Genomic DNA, 16,329 nt, shown 5'->3' with positions numbered 1-16,329 from the left:
TGCGACCGCAAGCCGCTTGTCACGACTCCTCGACCATCGGGACCTGCAGTTTTCCATCCGGACGGGGGCGAAACGGCCGTCGTCGCCGCATCCTGTCAGGGCGCGGGAAGGCCCGGCAGCGCCCGCGGCGACCCGCCTTGCTCCCATGCCGAGGTGTTCGGCGCGCGACGGGCGGGCTCGCTGACCCCGGACACCGGCGGCTGCGGAGACACCCCGGGCCGCTGCCTCGCCGAGCCGCCCCCGGTCCGCATGTGATTCCCCGCGCCGACCGCGCATCTTCCGCTGCCGCACGTAGAGTTGGAGCACCGACGGCAGAAGGGGCACGGCGTGACGAAGCGGTTCGAACGGCTGGAGCAGATCCGCCGCATGGATCCGGTGGCCGACGCTTCGGAGATCTACCGGCTCACCGTCGCCTACGAGTTCCCCTGGGACATCACCCGCGCCCTGGAACTGGCCCTCTACCGGACCTACGCAGTCCCGAGCATCGGCCGGCTGCTCGCCGAGACCGCGGAGCTGACCGACCGCACGCAGAAGCGCTACGACGACACGTCCCTGCTCCTCGACACCATCGTCGAACACGGCTTCGCCACCGATGCGGGCCGCACCGCCATCCGGCGCATCAACCAGATGCACCGCAGCTACGACATCAGCAACGACGACATGCGCTACGTCCTCTGCACCTTCGTCGTGGTGCCCAAGCGCTGGATCGACGCCTACGGATGGCGCAGGCTCTCCCGCCACGAGATCGTCGCGTCCGCCGTCCACTACCGCACCCTCGGCCGGCACATGGGCATCAAGGACGTCCCCGAGACGTACGAGGAGTTCGAAGCCCACCTCGACGCCTACGAGGAACTGAACTTCGGCTGGGACGAGAGGTCCCGCAAGGTCTCCGACGCGACCCTCGACCTGATGACCTCCTGGTACCCGCGCCCCCTCGCGCCCCTGCTGCGCCGGGCCACCCTCGCGCTGCTCGACGAACCCCTGCTGAACGCTTTCCGCTACGAGCCGCCGACCGCCCTCACCCGCGCCTTCGTGCACCGCGCGGTGCGCGCCCGGGGCCGGGCGGTGCGCCTGCTGCCACCGCGCCGGGCCCCGCACTTCGCGCGGCAGAACTGGGAGATCAAGAGTTACCCCGACGGCTACCGGGTGGCCGACCTCGGCACCCACCCGGTCCCCGGCCTGAGGGGGTGCCCCGTGCGGCACACCGGCGGTTCAGCGGGCGACGCCCTCCAGTGAGTCGATCGTGGCCCGCAGCCACGCCAGTTCGGCCTGCGTCGTGGCCCGCGCGACGGTGAGGATGCCGCGCCGGAACGGGTCGTCCAGTTCCTCGGCGCGCAGCGGCCGGTCGCCCTCGTAGAAGAAGCTGGCGGGCGTCTCCAGAAAAGCCAGCCTGCGCCGCAGCACGGCCGTCTGGGCGGCGGGGTCCGCGAGGTGCCTGAGGAAGGCCAGGACGGTGAACCAGCGGTTCTCGTCGGTGATGTCCCGCTGCACCGGCTCGGCGAGCCGGCGGCGCAGCTCGCTTCGGCCGTCCCCGGTGAGCGTGAGGACGTGGCGCGGCGCGGCCACGGCTCCCGGCTCGGTGGCCCGCTCCAGCAGCCCCGCCTTCTCCAGCCGCTTGATCGCCGGGTAGAGGGTGCTCTCGGCGACGGGCCGCACGTGCCCTGTCAGCGCCGTGATGCGTTTGCGCAGCTTGTACCCGTGCAGCGGGGTGTCGTAAAGGAAACCGAGGATCGCCAGTTCCAGCATGCCCGCATTCTCTCGCACGAGCGAAGTACATCGACTCCTGTGTGTATCGCATGAGCAATACCTCGTTACCGATGTATCCTCAGGAGGGCGCTGATCGGAGCGGCGGCGCGTCAGGGAGGGAGAGGACCACATGAGACAGGCCGAGTTCGACGGCCGCGGCAGCCGAATCCGCTGGACGGAGGTGCCCGGGGAACAACCCGCGCGGGTCTATGTGCACGGACTGGGCTCGGTCTCCTCCGTGTACCACGCGCACATCGCGGCCCGTCCCGAACTTGCGGGCCGGCGCAGCCTCTTCGTCGACCTGCCGGGACACGGGATCAGCGACCGGCCCGCACACTTCGGCTACACGCTGGAGGACCACGCGGACGCCCTGGCCGCCGCGCTGGACACGGCGGAGCTGACCGGCTGCGAACTGATAGGGCACAGCATGGGCGGCGCCGTCGCGATCGTGCTGGCCCACCGCAGACCCGACCTCGTCTCCCGGCTGGTGCTCGCGGAGGCCAACCTCGACCCGTCCCCGCCGCCCACGGCGGGCAGCAGCGGCATCGCCTCCTTCGAGGAGGAGTCGTTCGTCGACGGCGGCTACGCGCGCGTGCTGCACAGCGTCGGCCCCCTGTGGGCGGCGACCATGCGGCTGACCGACCCGCGCGCCCTGCACCGCAGCGCGGTGGGCCTGCGGCGCGGCTCGGACCCCACGATGCGCGCGATCCTCGAAGCGCTCCCCGTCGACCGGCTCTACCTGCAGGGCGAGCACAGTGGCGAGTTGCCGGACACAGGCGGCCTCGAAGCCGCGGGAGTGCGTGTGGTGACGGTGCCCGGCGCCGCTCACAACATCATGTTCGACAACCCCGACGTGTTCACGGCGGCCGTCGCCGGAAGCCTCTGAGCACCCTCCTGCCGAGCCGGCGTCAGTCCTCGCGCACCGCCAGCGCCAGGAAACGGGCGTCCTCGTCGGCGTAGGACGTCATACGCCACCCGGAAGCGGCGAGCAGCGGACGGAGATTGGGCTCGGCGCGCAGATCGTCCGGCGTGAGCCGGCGTCCCTGCCGTGCCGCGAGCGCCGCCCGCCCGATCGGGTGGAACAGCGCCAGCGTGCCGCCGCGGCGCACCACACGCCGCAACTCCCGCAGATTGCGGGCGGGATCGGGAAGGTGCGCGACGAGGCCCGCGGCGAACACGGCGTCGAGGGACCGGGACCTCAGCGGCAGCGCACCGACATCGGCGAGCAGCAGCCGCCCGTCCCGGTCCCGGCCGGCCCGTACGGCGGCGTCCAGCATGGCCGGGGTGAGATCGACGCCCACGACGACGCCCGAGGCGCCCACCGCGGCGCGCAGCGGAGGCAGGGCGCGCCCGGTGCCGCATCCCGCGTCGAGCACACGATCGCCCTCGCGCAGCCCGAGTTCTGTGACCGCCGCCGCGTAGGCCGGGCCGTCGTCCGGGAACTTGCTGTCCCAGTCGGCCGCGCGTGCGGTGAAGAACTCCCGGACGTGGGTGTGATCCTCGCTCATGACCGCATGATCCCTTATTGGAGCGCACGGCGCGGTCGCACATTCGGCACTCGAAGCGCGACCGTACGGGCGGTCCGGGCGGCCGAGTCGGTCACATGGAGGGAAAACCCGGTCCGACCGCCCGAACCGGCGCCACGGTCGTCATCACGAGCACGTCGCACCCGCGTCACCCGGATCGGCGCGGACGCCGCTGCCGTGCGAACCGGTCCTCGCCTGCCCTCCCCACCGGACCACGGGCTGCGTGTCCGCCCCGCCTCAGTCCGCCAGGTCCCGGACCGCGACCACCTTGTCGACCCTGACCCGGACCAGAAGCTCGCCCGGGACGCCGTTGCGCTCCCCGAACTCCTCCGCCCGGCCCTCTCCCATGTACCGGCCACCGATCCGGGCGGCCCAGTGGCGCAGCTCGTCCAGGTCCTTGGACAGCCGGGCACGCCCCTGCAGCACCACGAAGCTGAACGGCGGCCGGTCGTCGTCCACGCACAGGGCGACCCGGTCGTCGCGCGCCAGATTCCGGCCTTTCACGGTCTCCTTGCCGGTGTTGAACACCACGTCGTCCCCGTCGAGCAGGAACCAGATCGGCGCGACATGCGGGCTCCCGTCGGCCCGGACGGTCGACAGCTTGCCGGTACGCGTGCCGGACGAGACGAAGGCCCGCCATTCCTCATCGGTCATGTTCTGTGCCATGTGCCCATCTTGCTTGCCGCCACGGCGACGGTGGGGAAGGCTGGCGGGAGATTCCTCCGGGCCACGGGGGAGGAGACCACGGGGGGAGACCGCGGCATGGCGCACAACCAGACACTCGGCTGGCTGCTCGACGATCTGACCGAACGGGTGGAGCACGTACGGCACGCCCTGGTGCTGTCGAACGACGGACTGGTCACGGGCGCGAGCACTGGCCTGCGACGCGAGGACGCGGAGCATCTCGCCGCCGTCTCGTCCGGACTGCACAGCCTCGCCAAGGGCTCGGGGCGGCACTTCGGGGCGGGCTCGGTGCGGCAGACGATGGTCGAGTTCGACGAGGCCGTGCTGTTCGTGACGGCGGCGGGAGCCGGCAGCTGCCTGTGCGTCCTCAGCGGCGCCGAGGCCGACATCGGCCAGATCGGATACGAGATGACTCTGCTGGTGAACCGAGTCGGCGAGCACCTCGACGTGGACGCACGCCGACCGGGAGACGATGCACCGTCAGGCCTCTGACCTGCATTTTCGTCGCACCTCGTGAGTTATCCACAGGCTCGCACGCAGATCTTCGCCACCGGCTACGGTTTTTCGCAGGCGAGCGCAGACGGCGCCGGCCACACACTCGACGGGGGCACGGACATGTCCGGCAACACCATCACGCCCGAGAACAAGACCATCGCGCACGAGATCACGACCAAGGTCACGACCACGGCGCGCCCGGCCGCCGGGCCGCGCGAGGCGCCCTTCACCCAGAGCCGGGCGGCCCGCGAACTCGGCCTGAAGCGGAGCGAGTTCGACCTGGCCGTCGATCTCGGCCACATCCGCACCCTGCCCGACGAGGGCGGGGGCGGGCGGCGGGTCGCCCGGGCCGAGGTCCAGAGGCTGCTCGGCCGGGAGGACTTCCCGGAGGCGCTGCGGAAGCGTGTGGAGACCGTGGGGACCAAGGACGGTGCGGCGATCCTGGAGATCACCGCCGCGAGGTTCACACGGCTGGCCCGCCTTGGCCTGGTCGTGCCGGTGGCCTTCTACCTCAACCGGTACCGGGCCGTGGTCTGGCGCTATCTGGCCGACGACCTGCGCGAGTTCGCGGCCGCCGCCGAACACGCCGAGCTGCTGAGCAAGCCGCTGCCCGAGACCCTGCGCGACCAGCTGGACGCGAGGGTGGACCTGCGCCCGCGCAACTGGCGGTGCCGGCGCCTCGGCTTCCTGCTGCGCCGGGCCGAGGGCCCATGGGAGCGGGCGGCGGCGGTGGCCTCCCTGCTGGACCGGTTCCAGGTCTCTGAGATCGTCACCGACCCCTATGAACGCGCCCATCTGAACCGCTTTCGGCCACGCACGGAAGCCCACGGGGCGCCGGGATCACCCGCGGCCCACCTCACGGAGCGGATCACGACGGCGCAGGACGCCGACGAGATCGACTGGCTGCGGGCCGAGCTGGCACGAGCGGTGACCGAGGCCCGAGCCCACCGGCCCGCACCCCGCCCGGCACCCCGGCACGGCGACCGCGGCGCCGCGGGGGCGCCGCACCCGCACCGGAGCTCGAGCACGGAGGCCGACCGGGCCGCCCCCGGTCAGCGCGCCGACCGGTGCGCGCATCGCCCCGCGCAGGCCCGAGCGGCACACGTCCCGGGACGACCGCACGGCCTGCTGGGCCGGATCTTCCGCAGAGGCGCCGCACCCAGGTGACCGGCGCCCGCGACCGGTGCGCGTCCGGCCGACGGCGGGCCGGTGGCTACAGCGAGCGGAACAGTCCTTCCTGGACCACCGACACGAGCAGACGACCCTCCGTGTCGTAGATCCGCCCGCGGGCCAGGCCCCGGCCGCCCGTCGCGATCGGCGACTCCTGGTCGTACAGGAACCACTCGTCCGCGCGGAAGGGCCGGTGGAACCACATGGCGTGGTCCAGCGACGCCATGTCGAAGCCCCGCGGCCCCCACAGCGGCTCGACCGGCAGCCGCACCGCGTCGAGCAGAGTCATGTCGCTGGCGTAGGTCAACGCGCACGTGTGCACCAGCGGGTCGTCGCCCAGCGGGCCCACCGCACGCATCCACACCGCGCTGCGCGGCTCGGCGTCCCGCACCTCCTCGGCGGTCCAGCGCAGCCGGTCCGCGTAACGGATGTCGAAGGGCTGGCGGCGCGCCATGCGCTCCAGCTGCTCGGGCAGCGCGCCCAGATGCTCCTGGATCTCCTCCGCCACCGTCGGCAGGGACTCCGGGTCCGGGACCTTGCGGGCCGGCGGCAACTGGTGCTCGAAACTTCCCTGTTCAGGCTTGTGGAAGGAGGCGGTCAGATTGAAGATCGTGCGGCCCTGCTGCACCGCGGTGACCCGGCGGGTCGTGAAGGACCGTCCGTCCCGTATCCGTTCGACCTGGTACACGATCGGCACCCCTGGCCGGCCGGGGCGCAGGAAGTACGCGTGCAGCGAGTGCACCGGGCGCTCGCCGTCCGTGGTGCGGCCGGCGGCGACCAGCGCCTGGCCGGCCACCTGCCCGCCGAAGACCCGTTGCAGGGACTCCTGCGGGCTGCGGCCGCGGAAGATGTCGACCTCGATCTGTTCGAGGTCCAGCAGGTCGACGAGACTGTCGGCCGGGTTCGTCATGGGCGGTATTCTCCTGTGCTCACAGCTGTCCTACGGCGGTCACCCGGACGATCGCGCGGCCCTCGGCGTCGGAGGCGGCGAGATCGACCTCCGCGCTGATGCCCCAGTCGTGGTCGCCGTTGGGGTCGTCGAAGATCTGCCGCACGCGCCACAGCCCGTGCTGCGGCTCCTCCGTGATCACCAGCAGCTTGGGGCCGCGGGCGTCGGGACCGGTGCCGAGGTCCTCGTACTCGTCCCAGTACGCGTCCATGGCCCGGCCCCACGCCTCGGCGTCCCAGCCGGACTCGGCGTCCATCTCGCCCAGCTCCTCCACCTGGTCGAGGGCGGCCAGCTCGACCCGGCGGAACATGGCGTTGCGGACCAGGACGCGGAAGGCGCGCGCGTTGGAGGTGACCGGCTTGACCTGGTCGGCCTTCTCCTGCGCCTCCTCGGCGGTCATCACCTCCGGGTTGGCCAGTTGCTCCCACTCGTCCAGCAGGCTGGAGTCGACCTGGCGCACCATCTCACCGAGCCAGGCGATCAGATCCTGCAGATCCTCCGACTTCAGGTCGTCCGGGACGGTGTGCTCCAGGGCCTTGTAGGCGCTGGCCAGGTAGCGCAGCACGATGCCCTCCGTGCGCGCCAGCTCGTAGTGGGAGACCAACTCCGTGAAGGTCAGCGCCCGTTCGTACATGTCCCGGACCACGGACTTCGGCGACAGCGGATGGTCGCCCACCCACGGGTGGCTCTTGCGGTACGTGTTGTAGGCGTGGAAGAGCAACTCCTCCAGCGGCTTGGGGTAGGTGACGTCCTGGAGGCGCTCCATGCGCTCCTCGTACTCGACGCCGTCCGCCTTCATCGCGGCCACCGCCTCACCGCGCGCCTTGTTCTGCTGGGCGACCAGGATCTGCCGCGGGTCGTCCAGCGTCGACTCCACCACGGAGACCATGTCCAGCGCGTAGGACGGCGACTCGGGGTCCAGCAGCTCGAACGCGGCCAGCGCGAACGTCGACAGCGGCTGGTTGAGGGCGAAGTCCTGCTGCAGATCCACCGTCAGCCGGACGATGCGGCCTTCCGCGTCCGGCTGGTCGAGCTTCTCGACGATGCCGCCGTCCAGCAGCGAGCGGTAGATGGCGATCGCCCGCCGGATGTGCCGCAACTGCTGCTTGCGCGGCTCGTGGTTGTCCTCCAGCAGGTGCCGCATCGCCTCGAAGGCGTTGCCCGGGCGGGCGATCACCGACAGCAGCATGGTGTGCGTGACCCGGAACCGGGAGGTCAGCGGTTCCGGCTCGGAGGCGATGAGCTTGTCGAACGTCGTGTCCGACCAGGCGACGAAACCCTCCGGCGCCTTCTTGCGGACCACCTTGCGGCGCTTCTTCGGATCGTCGCCCGCCTTGGCGAGCGCCTTCTCGTTCTCGATGACGTGCTCGGGGGCCTGGGCGACGACGAAACCCTCCGTGTCGAAGCCCGCCCGGCCGGCCCGGCCCGCGATCTGGTGGAACTCCCGGGCGCGCAGCGTGCGCACCCGGCTGCCGTCGTACTTGGTGAGCGCCGTGAACAGCACCGTGCGGATCGGGACGTTGACGCCCACGCCGAGCGTGTCCGTACCGCAGATCACCTTCAGCAGACCGGCCTGCGCCAGCTTCTCCACCAGGCGCCGGTACTTCGGCAGCATCCCCGCGTGGTGCACACCGATGCCGTGCCGCACGTAGCGGGAGAGGTTGCGGCCGAACTTCGTGGTGAAGCGGAAATTGCCGATCAGCTCGGCGATCTCGTCCTTCTCCTCGCGCGAGCACATGTTGATGCTCATCAGCGCCTGCGCCCGCTCGACGGCCTGGGCCTGGGTGAAGTGCACGATGTACACCGGCGCCTGCCGCGCCTGCAGCAGTTCGGTGAGCGTCTCCGTCAGGGGGGTGCGCCGGTACTCGTAGGAGAGCGGGACCGGACGGGTCGCCGAGCGGACCACCGACGTCGGACGGCCGGTGCGGCGGGTCAGGTCCTTCTCGAAGAAGGACACGTCGCCGAGCGTCGCCGACATCAGGACGAACTGCGCCTGCGGCAGCTCCAGCAGCGGGATCTGCCACGCCCAGCCGCGGTCCGGCTCCGCGTAGAAGTGGAACTCGTCCATCACGACCTGGCCGACGTCGGCGTCCTTGCCGTCGCGCAGCGCGATCGACGCCAGCACCTCGGCGGTGCAGCAGATCACCGGGGCGTCGGCGTTCACCGAGGCGTCGCCGGTGAGCATGCCGACGTTCTCGGTGCCGAACATCTTGCACAGCTCGAAGAACTTCTCCGACACCAGCGCCTTGATCGGAGCCGTGTAGAAGGTGACCTCGTCACGGGCCAGGGCGGCGAAGTGCGCGCCGGCGGCGATCATGCTCTTGCCGGAGCCGGTGGGCGTGGACACGATCACGTTCGCACCGGAGACCGCCTCGATCAGCGCCTCCTCCTGGTGGGGGTAGAGCGTGAGGCCCCGCTCCTGGGCCCACGACTCGAAGGCTTCGTACAGGGCGTCGGGGTCGGCGGTCGGCGGCAGCTGGTCGATGAGGGTCACGCCCCCATCTTGCCTGGCCGCACGGCCCGGGCGGGAATCGGATGCCGGAGCGAAGATCACGACCGCTACGCTGTGTCGCCGACGCGGGAACAGCGCAGCGGGCCAACTGGACAGCGGCACACGAGGAATGGGGCGGGAAGCGGCCATGATGGGACCAGCACACTCACTGTCGGGCGCAGCGGCCTGGCTCGGCGTCGGAGCCGCGACCGCGGCGGCAGGACACCCGATGCCCTGGCCGGTGCTGCTCGTCGGCGCGCTGATCTGCGCCGGCGCCGCACTCGCCCCCGACCTGGACCACAAGGCCGCCACCATCTCGCGCGCCTTCGGACCGCTCTCCCGCTGGCTCTGCGAGATCGTCGACAAGCTGTCCTACGCCGTCTACAAGGCGACGCGCAAGAAGGGCGACCCGCGCCGCTCCGGCGGTCACCGCACGCTCACGCACACCTGGCTGTGGGCGGTGCTGATCGGCGCGAGCGCCTCCGCGGCGGCGATCACCGGAGGCCGGTGGGCGGTCCTCGCGATCCTCTTCGCCCATATGGTGCTGGCCATCGAGGGCCTGCTGTGGCGGGCGGCCCGCGGCTCCAGCAGCGACATCCTGGTGTGGCTGCTGGCCGCGACCAGCGCCTGGATCCTCGCCGGGATCCTGGACAAGCCGGGCAACGGCTCGGACTGGCTGTTCACCGAACCGGGCCAGGAGTACCTCTGGCTGGGGCTGCCGATCGTGCTCGGTGCGCTGGTGCACGACATCGGGGACGCCCTGACCGTCTCCGGCTGCCCGATCCTGTGGCCGATACCGGTGGGCCGCAAGCGCTGGTACCCGATCGGCCCGCCGAAGGCCATGCGGTTCCGGGCGGGCAGCTGGGTCGAGCTGAAGGTGCTGATGCCGGTTTTCATGGTGCTCGGCGGGATCGGCTGCGCGGCCGCGCTGAACTTCATCTGAGGCGCCCGCCCGGCGGCCGGGACCGGACCCACCAGGAACCGTGCCCCGGTGGCCGCGCGGCCTCCGGCCGGGCGCCCGGCCCCCGCGCGGGCGGCCGGTCAGGCGGGGGCGTCGCCGGCGTTCTGCCCCGTTCCGCCGCCGTAGCGTCGCTCGAACCGGGCGATACGGCCCTCGGTGTCCACCGTGCGGGCCTTGCCGGTGTAGAAGGGATGGCTCTCCGAGGAGATCTCCACGTCCACGACCGGGTACGTCTCCCCGTCGTCCCACTCGATGCGCTGCTCGCTGGTCGCGGTGGACCGGGTCAGGAACGCGTAGCCGGCGGCGCGGTCGCGGAAGACCACGGGGTGGTAGTCGGGGTGCTTGTCCTGCTGCATGGGTGCTCCTCGTGCGGCGGTGGGGGAGGCCGGGACGGCGGCACGCAGAGGCCTCGGTCAGCCGTACAGGGTGTCCTCGTCCACGACGTGCACCGCGGCCTCCTCGGCCGATGCGGCGGCGCCGTCGATGCCCACGTCCGTGGCGACCAGGGCGCTCTCCTCGTCCTCGTGCGCGCCCTCGTCGGGCGCGACCAGCCGGCCGGAGCGGGCGGCGCCGACCTCGTCGTCCAGGAGTTCCCCGTCCCCGCCGTCGTAGTCGCCGATGCCGTCGCCGTCCGGTGCGGCGAGGTCGGGCAGCTCCTCGGCCAGGCGCTGGTCCAGGGTCTCACCCTGTCGGCCCTCCGCCGCGGTCACACCGGTGTGCTCCACCGCCCACGGCCGCTCCGGAGGGGACCAGCCGCGGTCCAGGGGATCGTCGACACCGTCGTACTCCAGCGTGTCCTCCGAGTCGAGGACCCCGGTGTCTTCCTTGATCTCGGAGTCGTCGTCGGGCTGGTAGACGTCGTCTCCCCATCCGTCGGCGCTGTCCACGGATACCTCCAGGTGGTGCGGACGGTCCCGTTCTCACCGCGGCCGGGGGCCGGCCGCCGGTGCTCGGGGCACGGTCGTCGCCCGGTGGGAACCACGGGGTTCCCGGGCGCTCCCCGAACCGCTGCCGCTTCCCAGCCTTCCACCCCTGTTCGCCACCGCGCAACGGCACGGCGTGAGCGGCCCGCCCGCGCCCCGGCCGGCCGGCGGCGCCCGCCGTGCGCCACCGGGCCGAGCACCGGGCGCCGTCACCGGCCGAGTCCTGCCGGGCAGGGTCTGCCACCGCTCACCCGGCCCGGGGCGGCAGGACCGGCCCGGCGGGGCCCCGGCCGGTGCCCGTCACCCGCCCCGGCCGGCCGGTCAGCCGTGCCAGGACCGCCACAGCGCCGCGTACGCACCGTTAGCCGCGACCAGCTCGTCGTGACCGCCCAGTTCGCTGATCCGGCCGTTCTCGACCACGGCGATGAGATCCGCGTCGTGGGCGGTGTGCAGCCGGTGGGCGATGGCCACGACCGTGCGGCCGTCCAGGACCCGGGCCAGCGATCGTTCCAGATGCCGGGCCGCGCGCGGGTCGAGGAGCGAGGTCGCCTCGTCCAGCACCAGTGTGTGCGGATCGGCCAGCACCAGCCGGGCCAGCGCGATCTGCTGCGCCTGAGCGGGCGTGAGCGCGAGCCCGCCCGAGCCGACCTCGGTGTCGAGCTGCTTGTCGAGGGCCCGGGCCCAGTCGTCGGCGTCGACCGCGCTCAGCGCGGACCACAGCTCCGTGTCGCCGGCGTCGGCGCGGGCCAGCAGGAGGTTGTCGCGCAGGGTGCCCACGAAAACGTGGTGCTCCTGGTTGACCAGGGCCACATGGGAGCGGACCTTCTCGGTGGGCATCCGGGACAGCTCGGCGCCGCCCAGGGTGACCTGGCCGGCCCGGGGCGCGTAGATCCCGGCGAGCAGCCGCCCCAGGGTGGACTTGCCGGCGCCCGAGGGGCCGACGAGGGCCAGCCGGGTGCCCGGGGCCACCCGCAGGGAGACCTCGCGCAGGACGTCGACGCCCTCGCGGTAGCCGAAGCGCACCTCGTCCGCGCGCACGTCCCGGCCGTCCGGAGCGATCGAGGGGTCCCCGGCGTCCGGCTCGATGTCGCGGACGCCCACCAGCCGGGCCAGCGACACCTGCGCCACCTGCAACTCGTCGTACCAGCGCAGGATCAGGCCCACCGGGTCGACGAGCATCTGCGCGATGAGCGCGCCCGTGGTGAGCTGCCCGACCCCCACCCAGCCGTGCAGGACGAACACACCGCCGACCATCAGCACCGAGGCGAGGACCGTCATATGGGTGAGGTTGATGACCGGGATCAGCACCGACCGCAGCCACAATGTGTACCGCTCCCACGCGGTCCACTCCCGGATCCGTCGCTCCGACAGGGCGATCCGGCGGTCGCCGAGACGGTGCGCCTCCACGGTGCGGCCCGCGTCGACGGTCTCGGCGAGCGCGGCGGCCACGGCGGCGTAGCCCGCGGCCTCCGAGCGGTAGGCGGACGGCGCCCTGCGGAAGTACCAGCGGCAGCCGGCCACCAGCAGCGGCAGCGCGAGCAGCACGGCCGCCGCGAGCGGCGGCGCGGCGACGACCAGACCGCCCAGCAGCAGCGCCGCCCACACCACGCCGATCGCCAGCTGCGGCACGGCCTCGCGCATCGCGTTGGCGAGCCGGTCGATGTCCGTGGTGATGCGGGACAGCAGATCGCCGGTGCCCGCCCGCTCCACCACACCCGGCGGCAGGCCGACCGACCGCACGAGGAAGTCCTCCCTGAGGTCCGCCAGCATCCGCTCGCCGAGCACCGCGCCGCGCAGCCGCACCTGACGCACGAACAGGGCCTGGAGAAGCAGCGCGAGCACGAACAGCGCGGCGGTGAGCCCCAGGTGGAGCTCGCGGGCGTCGTCCGAGACCCGCTCGACCAGGTCGCCCAGCAGCCAGGGACCCACCATGGAGGCCAGCACGGCCACCGTGTTGACGGTGATCAGGAGCAGGAAGGCACGCCGGTGCCGGCGCAGCAGTTCACGCACGTACGCGCGTACGGTGGCGGAGGCTCCGACGGGCAGCGTGTTCGCCGTCGTCGGGGCCGCCGGGTCGTAGCCGGGCGGGGCCACGCCGATCATGCGGTCTCCTCGATCTCTTCCAGCACGCCCCGCAGGGCGGCCGCCTCGTGTGCGGACGCGGCGGCCGGTGCGGACCGCGCTGCCCCCTCGTCGGTCGGCGCCTCGACCCTCGCGCGTTCCTCGTCCGTCTCGCGCGTCACCACGGACCGGTACCGCGGCTCGGTGCGCAGCAGCTCGCGGTGCGCGCCCACGGCCGCGACCTCGCCCTCGTGGACGAGCACCACCCGGTCGGCCCGTTCCAGGAGCAGCGGCGAGGAGGTGAGGACGACCGTCGTACGGCCCGCCCGCAGTGTGCGCAGGCCCTCCGCGATCCGCGCCTCGGTGTGGGAGTCGACGGCCGAGGTGGGTTCGTCCAGGACGAGCACCTCCGGATCGGTGACCAGGGACCGGGCCAGGGCGAGACGCTGGCGCTGGCCGCCGGACAGGGACCGGCCGCGCTCGGTGATCCGGACGTCCATAGGGTCCTCGGCCTCCAGCGACGCCTGCGCGAGCGCGTCCAGTACGTCACCGCACTGCGCCGCCGCCAGCGCCGCCTTCACGGTGACATCGCCCGAGGCGGGCACGTCGAGCAGTTCGCGCAGCGAACCCGACAGCAGCACCGGGTCCTTGTCCTGCACCAGGACCGCTGTGCGCGCGGCGTCCAGGGGGAGTCCGTCGAGAGGCGCGCCGTCCAGCAGCACCGAGGCGCCCGGCAGGGCCTCGGCGGGATGGCCGCCGAGCCGGTCCGCCAGTCGGCCCGCCGCGTCGGGATCGCCGCACACCACGGCGGTCAGCAGCCCGGCGGGCACGTGCAGCCCGCTCGCCGGGTCGTACAGGCCCCCTGACGGGGCGTCGGACTCGGCCGCCCGGGTCGCGGTGGTCTCCTGCGACCGCTCCTGCGCTTTCTCCGGCTCCTGTGGCTGCCCCGGCTCCTGCGCTCCCGTGGTGCGCTCCAGCGACAGCACCCGCGCGGCCCGTTTGGCCGACGGCCGGGAGAAGGAGTACGCCATGGCGATCTCCTGGAAGTGCTGCAGCGGATAGGTGAGGACCATGACCGAGCTGTAGACGGTGACGAGTTCGCCGACCGTGATCCGGCCCTCGCGGGCCAGGTGCACGCCGTAGCAGACGACGGCGATGAGCAGCAGGCCCGGCAGCAGCACCTGGATCGCGGAGATCAGGGACCACATGCGGGCGCTGTGGACGGCGGCGCGCCGTACCTCCTGGGAGGCGCGGCGGTAGCGGTCGAGGAACAGTTCCTCGCCGCCGATGCCGCGCAGCACCCGCAGACCGGCGACGGTGTCCGAAGCCAGTTCGGTGGCGCGGCCCGCCTTCTCGCGCTGCAGATCGGCGCGCCGGGTGGCCCGGGGCAGCAGGGGCAGCACCGCGAGCGCCAGCGCCGGCAGTCCCACGGCGACGATGACGCCGAGCGCCGGCTGGTAGACGACGAGGGCGACGCAGACCAGCACGATGGTGACGGCCGCGGCGGTGAACCGGGACACCGCCTCCACGAACCAGCCGATCTTCTCGACGTCACCCGTGGAGACGGCCACCACCTCACCGGCGGCGACCCGCCGGGTCAGGGCGGAGCCCAGCCGAGCCGCCTTGCGGGCGAGGAGCTGCTGGACGCGGGCGGCCGCGGTGATCCAGTTGGTGACCGCGGCGCGGTGCAGGAAGGCGTCCCCGAGGGCGCTGCAGGCGCTGGCCAGCAACAGCAGACCCCCCGTCAGGGCGAGGCGCTTGCCGGAGCGGTCGACGACCGCCTGGACGGCGAGGCCGACGCAGAAGGGCAGGGCGGAGACCGCGGCGAAGTGCAGCAGTCCCCAGGCCAGTGCCTTCAGCTGGCCGCCGAGCTGGTTCCGCCCCAGCCACCACAGGAATCGGGGACCCGAGCGCGCGTCGGGCACGCCCGGGTCGGGATACGGAAGGTCTTGAATCTGCATGACGTCCCAGTGGCTCGTGTCAGGGGCGGAAGGGGGCCGGGCCGCAGAAGGCGGCGGCAAGCCGTGACAGCCTCGCTTCGCACAGTCGCGGAAAGCAAGCGGTTTTCCGGGCCGAGGGACCCGGGCCGGCCATGCGGCGCTCGTGCCCGCCCCCGCACGGCGCCCCCTGCCCGGACCCGCACGGCGTCCCTGCCCGGACCTGCGAGACAGCCCTGCCCGGGCCCGCAGGACGCCCCTGCTCGAACGGGGCGTCAGGTGTGGTCGCCGACCCGCGCCGGCGCACGTGCCGCCCGCGCCCCGCACACCCCTGCGCCGCAGTACGCGCCCGCGCCGGAGCGCCCTCCCGTCCGGTGGGCACGCCTAGCAGGTGAGCCCTCCTCAGTGCCTGAACGACATACTTCAAAAGAGTCAAAAAGCAGCGGATAAGGCTATTTGGTCCAATCTCGACTAGATCACCCGAGTCCGGCGTGTCCACCATGGGGTCATGCGAAAAGGTGGTGTAAGGCGTGCGACAGCCGCGGTGGCGGCCTGCGGTTTCCTTCTGACGGCGCTGGCCGCGTGCGGTGACACGCGGGCAGAGGTCCGGCACCGGGAACTGCCCAGACCCGGCGGTCCTTCGGGAACCGCCCGACCCAGTCCGAGTCCGACCGTGAAGCCGGTCCACGTCCCCGGTGTCGGTGACCGGCTGTGGCAGCGCATCCCGGCGGACACCCGTCAGATCGTGACGGTCTACGGCGACGGCGAGAACTCCCCGGACTCGACGCTCGTCCTCTACGAGAAGCGGGGAACGACATGGCAGCGCAGCGGCAGCTGGCCCGCGCACAACGGCAAGCGCGGCTGGACCACCGACCATCACGAGGGCGACGAGCGCAGCCCGGTCGGCGTGTACACGCTCTCCGACGCCGGCGGCATTCTCGACGACCCGGGCACCCGGCTGCCGTACACCCAGGACGAGGACGCCTTCGCCTCCCCGTACTACTGGGACGAGGCGCACTGGCACGACTTCGACTACGTGATCGCCATCGACTACAACCGGCTGCGGGGCACCCGTCCCGACGACCCGACCCGGCCCCTCGGGCAGAGCAAGGGCGGCGGCATCTGGCTGCATCTGGACCACGGCGACGGCACGTTGGGCTGCGTCAGCGTTCCGGAGACGGCGATGGAGTACCTGCTGCGCACGCTGAACCCCAAGGACAAGCCCGTGGTGGTGATGGGGGACAAGGTCAACCTCCGGGCATGACCTCCCGGGCGCGAACCGGGCGGCGCTCCCGGCACGGACGGCCGTGACGCGGGAGCCGAGTCCCGCACCGCCCGCCTTCCCGCCCCCGTGACTCAGCGGCGAGGCACGGGCCGGCAGCCGTG

At 72.5% G+C, this 16,329-nt stretch carries 15 protein-coding genes; 6 read left to right on the top strand and 9 right to left on the bottom strand.

What is annotated here, in order from left to right; genetic code table 11:
- Positions 1 to 366: 366 nt before the first annotated feature.
- On the top strand, positions 367 to 1,236 hold the full coding sequence (locus K7787_RS03580; RefSeq protein ID WP_223000547.1) for an oxygenase MpaB family protein: 870 nt from the start codon (positions 367 to 369) through the stop codon (positions 1,234 to 1,236).
- Here the strand turns inward: K7787_RS03580 and K7787_RS03575 are convergent.
- Positions 1,213 to 1,746 carry a PadR family transcriptional regulator gene (locus K7787_RS03575; protein WP_223000546.1) on the bottom strand — a complete coding sequence of 178 codons (534 nt, stop codon included), beginning with the start codon at positions 1,744 to 1,746 and terminating at the stop codon, positions 1,213 to 1,215. The genes K7787_RS03580 and K7787_RS03575 overlap by 24 nt on opposite strands.
- Before the next feature lie 130 nt (positions 1,747 to 1,876).
- Here K7787_RS03575 and K7787_RS03570 point away from each other — a divergent pair, with 130 nt between their 5' ends.
- Positions 1,877 to 2,632, top strand: coding sequence for an alpha/beta fold hydrolase (locus K7787_RS03570; RefSeq protein WP_009187359.1), 756 nt, complete (start codon positions 1,877 to 1,879; stop codon positions 2,630 to 2,632).
- A 22-nt stretch (positions 2,633 to 2,654) separates the two neighbouring features.
- On the opposite strand, the gene K7787_RS03565 is transcribed toward K7787_RS03570, so the two are convergent.
- Positions 2,655 to 3,254 carry a class I SAM-dependent methyltransferase gene (locus K7787_RS03565; RefSeq protein WP_009187358.1) on the bottom strand — a complete coding sequence of 200 codons (600 nt, stop codon included), beginning with the start codon at positions 3,252 to 3,254 and terminating at the stop codon, positions 2,655 to 2,657.
- 255 nt (positions 3,255 to 3,509) lie between these two features.
- Positions 3,510 to 3,938 carry a PPOX class F420-dependent oxidoreductase gene (locus K7787_RS03560; RefSeq protein ID WP_223000467.1) on the bottom strand — a complete coding sequence of 143 codons (429 nt, stop codon included), beginning with the start codon at positions 3,936 to 3,938 and terminating at the stop codon, positions 3,510 to 3,512.
- Between the two features lie 96 nt (positions 3,939 to 4,034).
- On the opposite strand from K7787_RS03560, the gene K7787_RS03555 reads away from it, so the two are divergent.
- Together K7787_RS03555 and K7787_RS03550 are read left to right on the top strand one after the other, a co-directional pair.
- Positions 4,035 to 4,448 (top strand): roadblock/LC7 domain-containing protein, encoded by a 414-nt coding sequence (locus tag K7787_RS03555; protein ID WP_009187356.1) that lies wholly within the window; start codon positions 4,035 to 4,037, stop codon positions 4,446 to 4,448.
- Positions 4,449 to 4,571: 123 nt separating this feature from the next.
- Positions 4,572 to 5,618 (top strand): DUF6397 family protein, encoded by a 1,047-nt coding sequence (locus K7787_RS03550; RefSeq protein ID WP_223000466.1) that lies wholly within the window; start codon positions 4,572 to 4,574, stop codon positions 5,616 to 5,618.
- 46 nt (positions 5,619 to 5,664) lie between these two features.
- Here the strand turns inward: K7787_RS03550 and K7787_RS03545 are convergent, their stop codons facing one another.
- Positions 5,665 to 6,531, bottom strand: coding sequence for an acyl-CoA thioesterase (locus K7787_RS03545; protein ID WP_009187354.1), 867 nt, complete (start codon positions 6,529 to 6,531; stop codon positions 5,665 to 5,667).
- Positions 6,532 to 6,550: 19 nt separating this feature from the next.
- Positions 6,551 to 9,064, bottom strand: a complete 2,514-nt coding sequence (locus K7787_RS03540; protein WP_043260536.1) for a DEAD/DEAH box helicase — start codon at positions 9,062 to 9,064, stop codon at positions 6,551 to 6,553.
- 145 nt (positions 9,065 to 9,209) lie between these two features.
- Between K7787_RS03540 and K7787_RS03535 the strand changes: the two genes are divergently transcribed.
- The gene (locus tag K7787_RS03535; protein ID WP_223000465.1) at positions 9,210 to 10,004 is read left to right on the top strand and encodes a metal-dependent hydrolase; all 795 of its coding nucleotides are present in this window, start codon (positions 9,210 to 9,212) and stop codon (positions 10,002 to 10,004) included.
- A 98-nt stretch (positions 10,005 to 10,102) separates the two neighbouring features.
- On the opposite strand, the gene K7787_RS03530 is transcribed toward K7787_RS03535, so the two are convergent.
- The 4 genes from K7787_RS03530 to K7787_RS03515 all read right to left on the bottom strand — a co-directional run bounded on the left by K7787_RS03530 (position 10,103) and on the right by K7787_RS03515 (position 14,967).
- Entirely contained in the window at positions 10,103 to 10,378 is a 276-nt protein-coding gene (locus tag K7787_RS03530; RefSeq protein WP_223000464.1) for a type B 50S ribosomal protein L31, read from the bottom strand.
- A gap of 57 nt (positions 10,379 to 10,435) precedes the next feature.
- On the bottom strand, positions 10,436 to 10,909 hold the full coding sequence (locus tag K7787_RS03525) for a DUF5709 domain-containing protein (RefSeq protein ID WP_009187351.1): 474 nt from the start codon (positions 10,907 to 10,909) through the stop codon (positions 10,436 to 10,438).
- A gap of 357 nt (positions 10,910 to 11,266) precedes the next feature.
- Positions 11,267 to 13,048, bottom strand: coding sequence for an ABC transporter ATP-binding protein (locus K7787_RS03520; protein WP_223000463.1), 1,782 nt, complete (start codon positions 13,046 to 13,048; stop codon positions 11,267 to 11,269).
- Positions 13,045 to 14,967: an ABC transporter transmembrane domain-containing protein gene (locus K7787_RS03515; protein ID WP_223000462.1), complete on the bottom strand. Its 1,923-nt coding sequence runs from the start codon at positions 14,965 to 14,967 to the stop codon at positions 13,045 to 13,047. Before K7787_RS03515 ends, K7787_RS03520 begins: the two co-directional genes overlap by 4 nt.
- A gap of 484 nt (positions 14,968 to 15,451) precedes the next feature.
- On the opposite strand from K7787_RS03515, the gene K7787_RS03510 reads away from it, so the two are divergent.
- Positions 15,452 to 16,207, top strand: a complete 756-nt coding sequence (locus K7787_RS03510; protein WP_164387735.1) for a L,D-transpeptidase family protein — start codon at positions 15,452 to 15,454, stop codon at positions 16,205 to 16,207.
- The last annotated feature ends 122 nt before the right edge of the window (positions 16,208 to 16,329 follow it).

Origin of the sequence: Streptomyces sennicomposti (assembly GCF_019890635.1) — a bacterium.
Classification (GTDB): Bacteria; Actinomycetota; Actinomycetes; order Streptomycetales; family Streptomycetaceae; genus Streptomyces; species Streptomyces sennicomposti.
Note: the sequence above shows the minus strand (reverse complement) of the source record. Positions and strands in the feature narration are given on the sequence as shown.

What these genes read in the sequence shown, in the direction of transcription:
- K7787_RS03530 (WP_223000464.1), bottom strand. Translation starts at nt 10,378, where the DNA reads ATGCAGCAGGACAAGCACCCCGACTACCACCCCGTGGTCTTCCGCGAC.
- K7787_RS03565 (WP_009187358.1), bottom strand. Translation starts at nt 3,254, where the DNA reads ATGAGCGAGGATCACACCCACGTCCGGGAGTTCTTCACCGCACGCGCG.
- K7787_RS03560 (WP_223000467.1), bottom strand. Translation starts at nt 3,938, where the DNA reads ATGGCACAGAACATGACCGATGAGGAATGGCGGGCCTTCGTCTCGTCC.
- K7787_RS03545 (WP_009187354.1), bottom strand. Translation starts at nt 6,531, where the DNA reads ATGACGAACCCGGCCGACAGTCTCGTCGACCTGCTGGACCTCGAACAG.
- K7787_RS03550 (WP_223000466.1), top strand. Translation starts at nt 4,572, where the DNA reads ATGTCCGGCAACACCATCACGCCCGAGAACAAGACCATCGCGCACGAG.
- K7787_RS03575 (WP_223000546.1), bottom strand. Translation starts at nt 1,746, where the DNA reads ATGCTGGAACTGGCGATCCTCGGTTTCCTTTACGACACCCCGCTGCAC.
- K7787_RS03520 (WP_223000463.1), bottom strand. Translation starts at nt 13,048, where the DNA reads ATGATCGGCGTGGCCCCGCCCGGCTACGACCCGGCGGCCCCGACGACG.
- K7787_RS03510 (WP_164387735.1), top strand. Translation starts at nt 15,452, where the DNA reads ATGCGAAAAGGTGGTGTAAGGCGTGCGACAGCCGCGGTGGCGGCCTGC.
- K7787_RS03555 (WP_009187356.1), top strand. Translation starts at nt 4,035, where the DNA reads ATGGCGCACAACCAGACACTCGGCTGGCTGCTCGACGATCTGACCGAA.
- K7787_RS03580 (WP_223000547.1), top strand. Translation starts at nt 367, where the DNA reads ATGGATCCGGTGGCCGACGCTTCGGAGATCTACCGGCTCACCGTCGCC.
- K7787_RS03515 (WP_223000462.1), bottom strand. Translation starts at nt 14,967, where the DNA reads ATGCAGATTCAAGACCTTCCGTATCCCGACCCGGGCGTGCCCGACGCG.
- K7787_RS03570 (WP_009187359.1), top strand. Translation starts at nt 1,877, where the DNA reads ATGAGACAGGCCGAGTTCGACGGCCGCGGCAGCCGAATCCGCTGGACG.
- K7787_RS03535 (WP_223000465.1), top strand. Translation starts at nt 9,210, where the DNA reads ATGATGGGACCAGCACACTCACTGTCGGGCGCAGCGGCCTGGCTCGGC.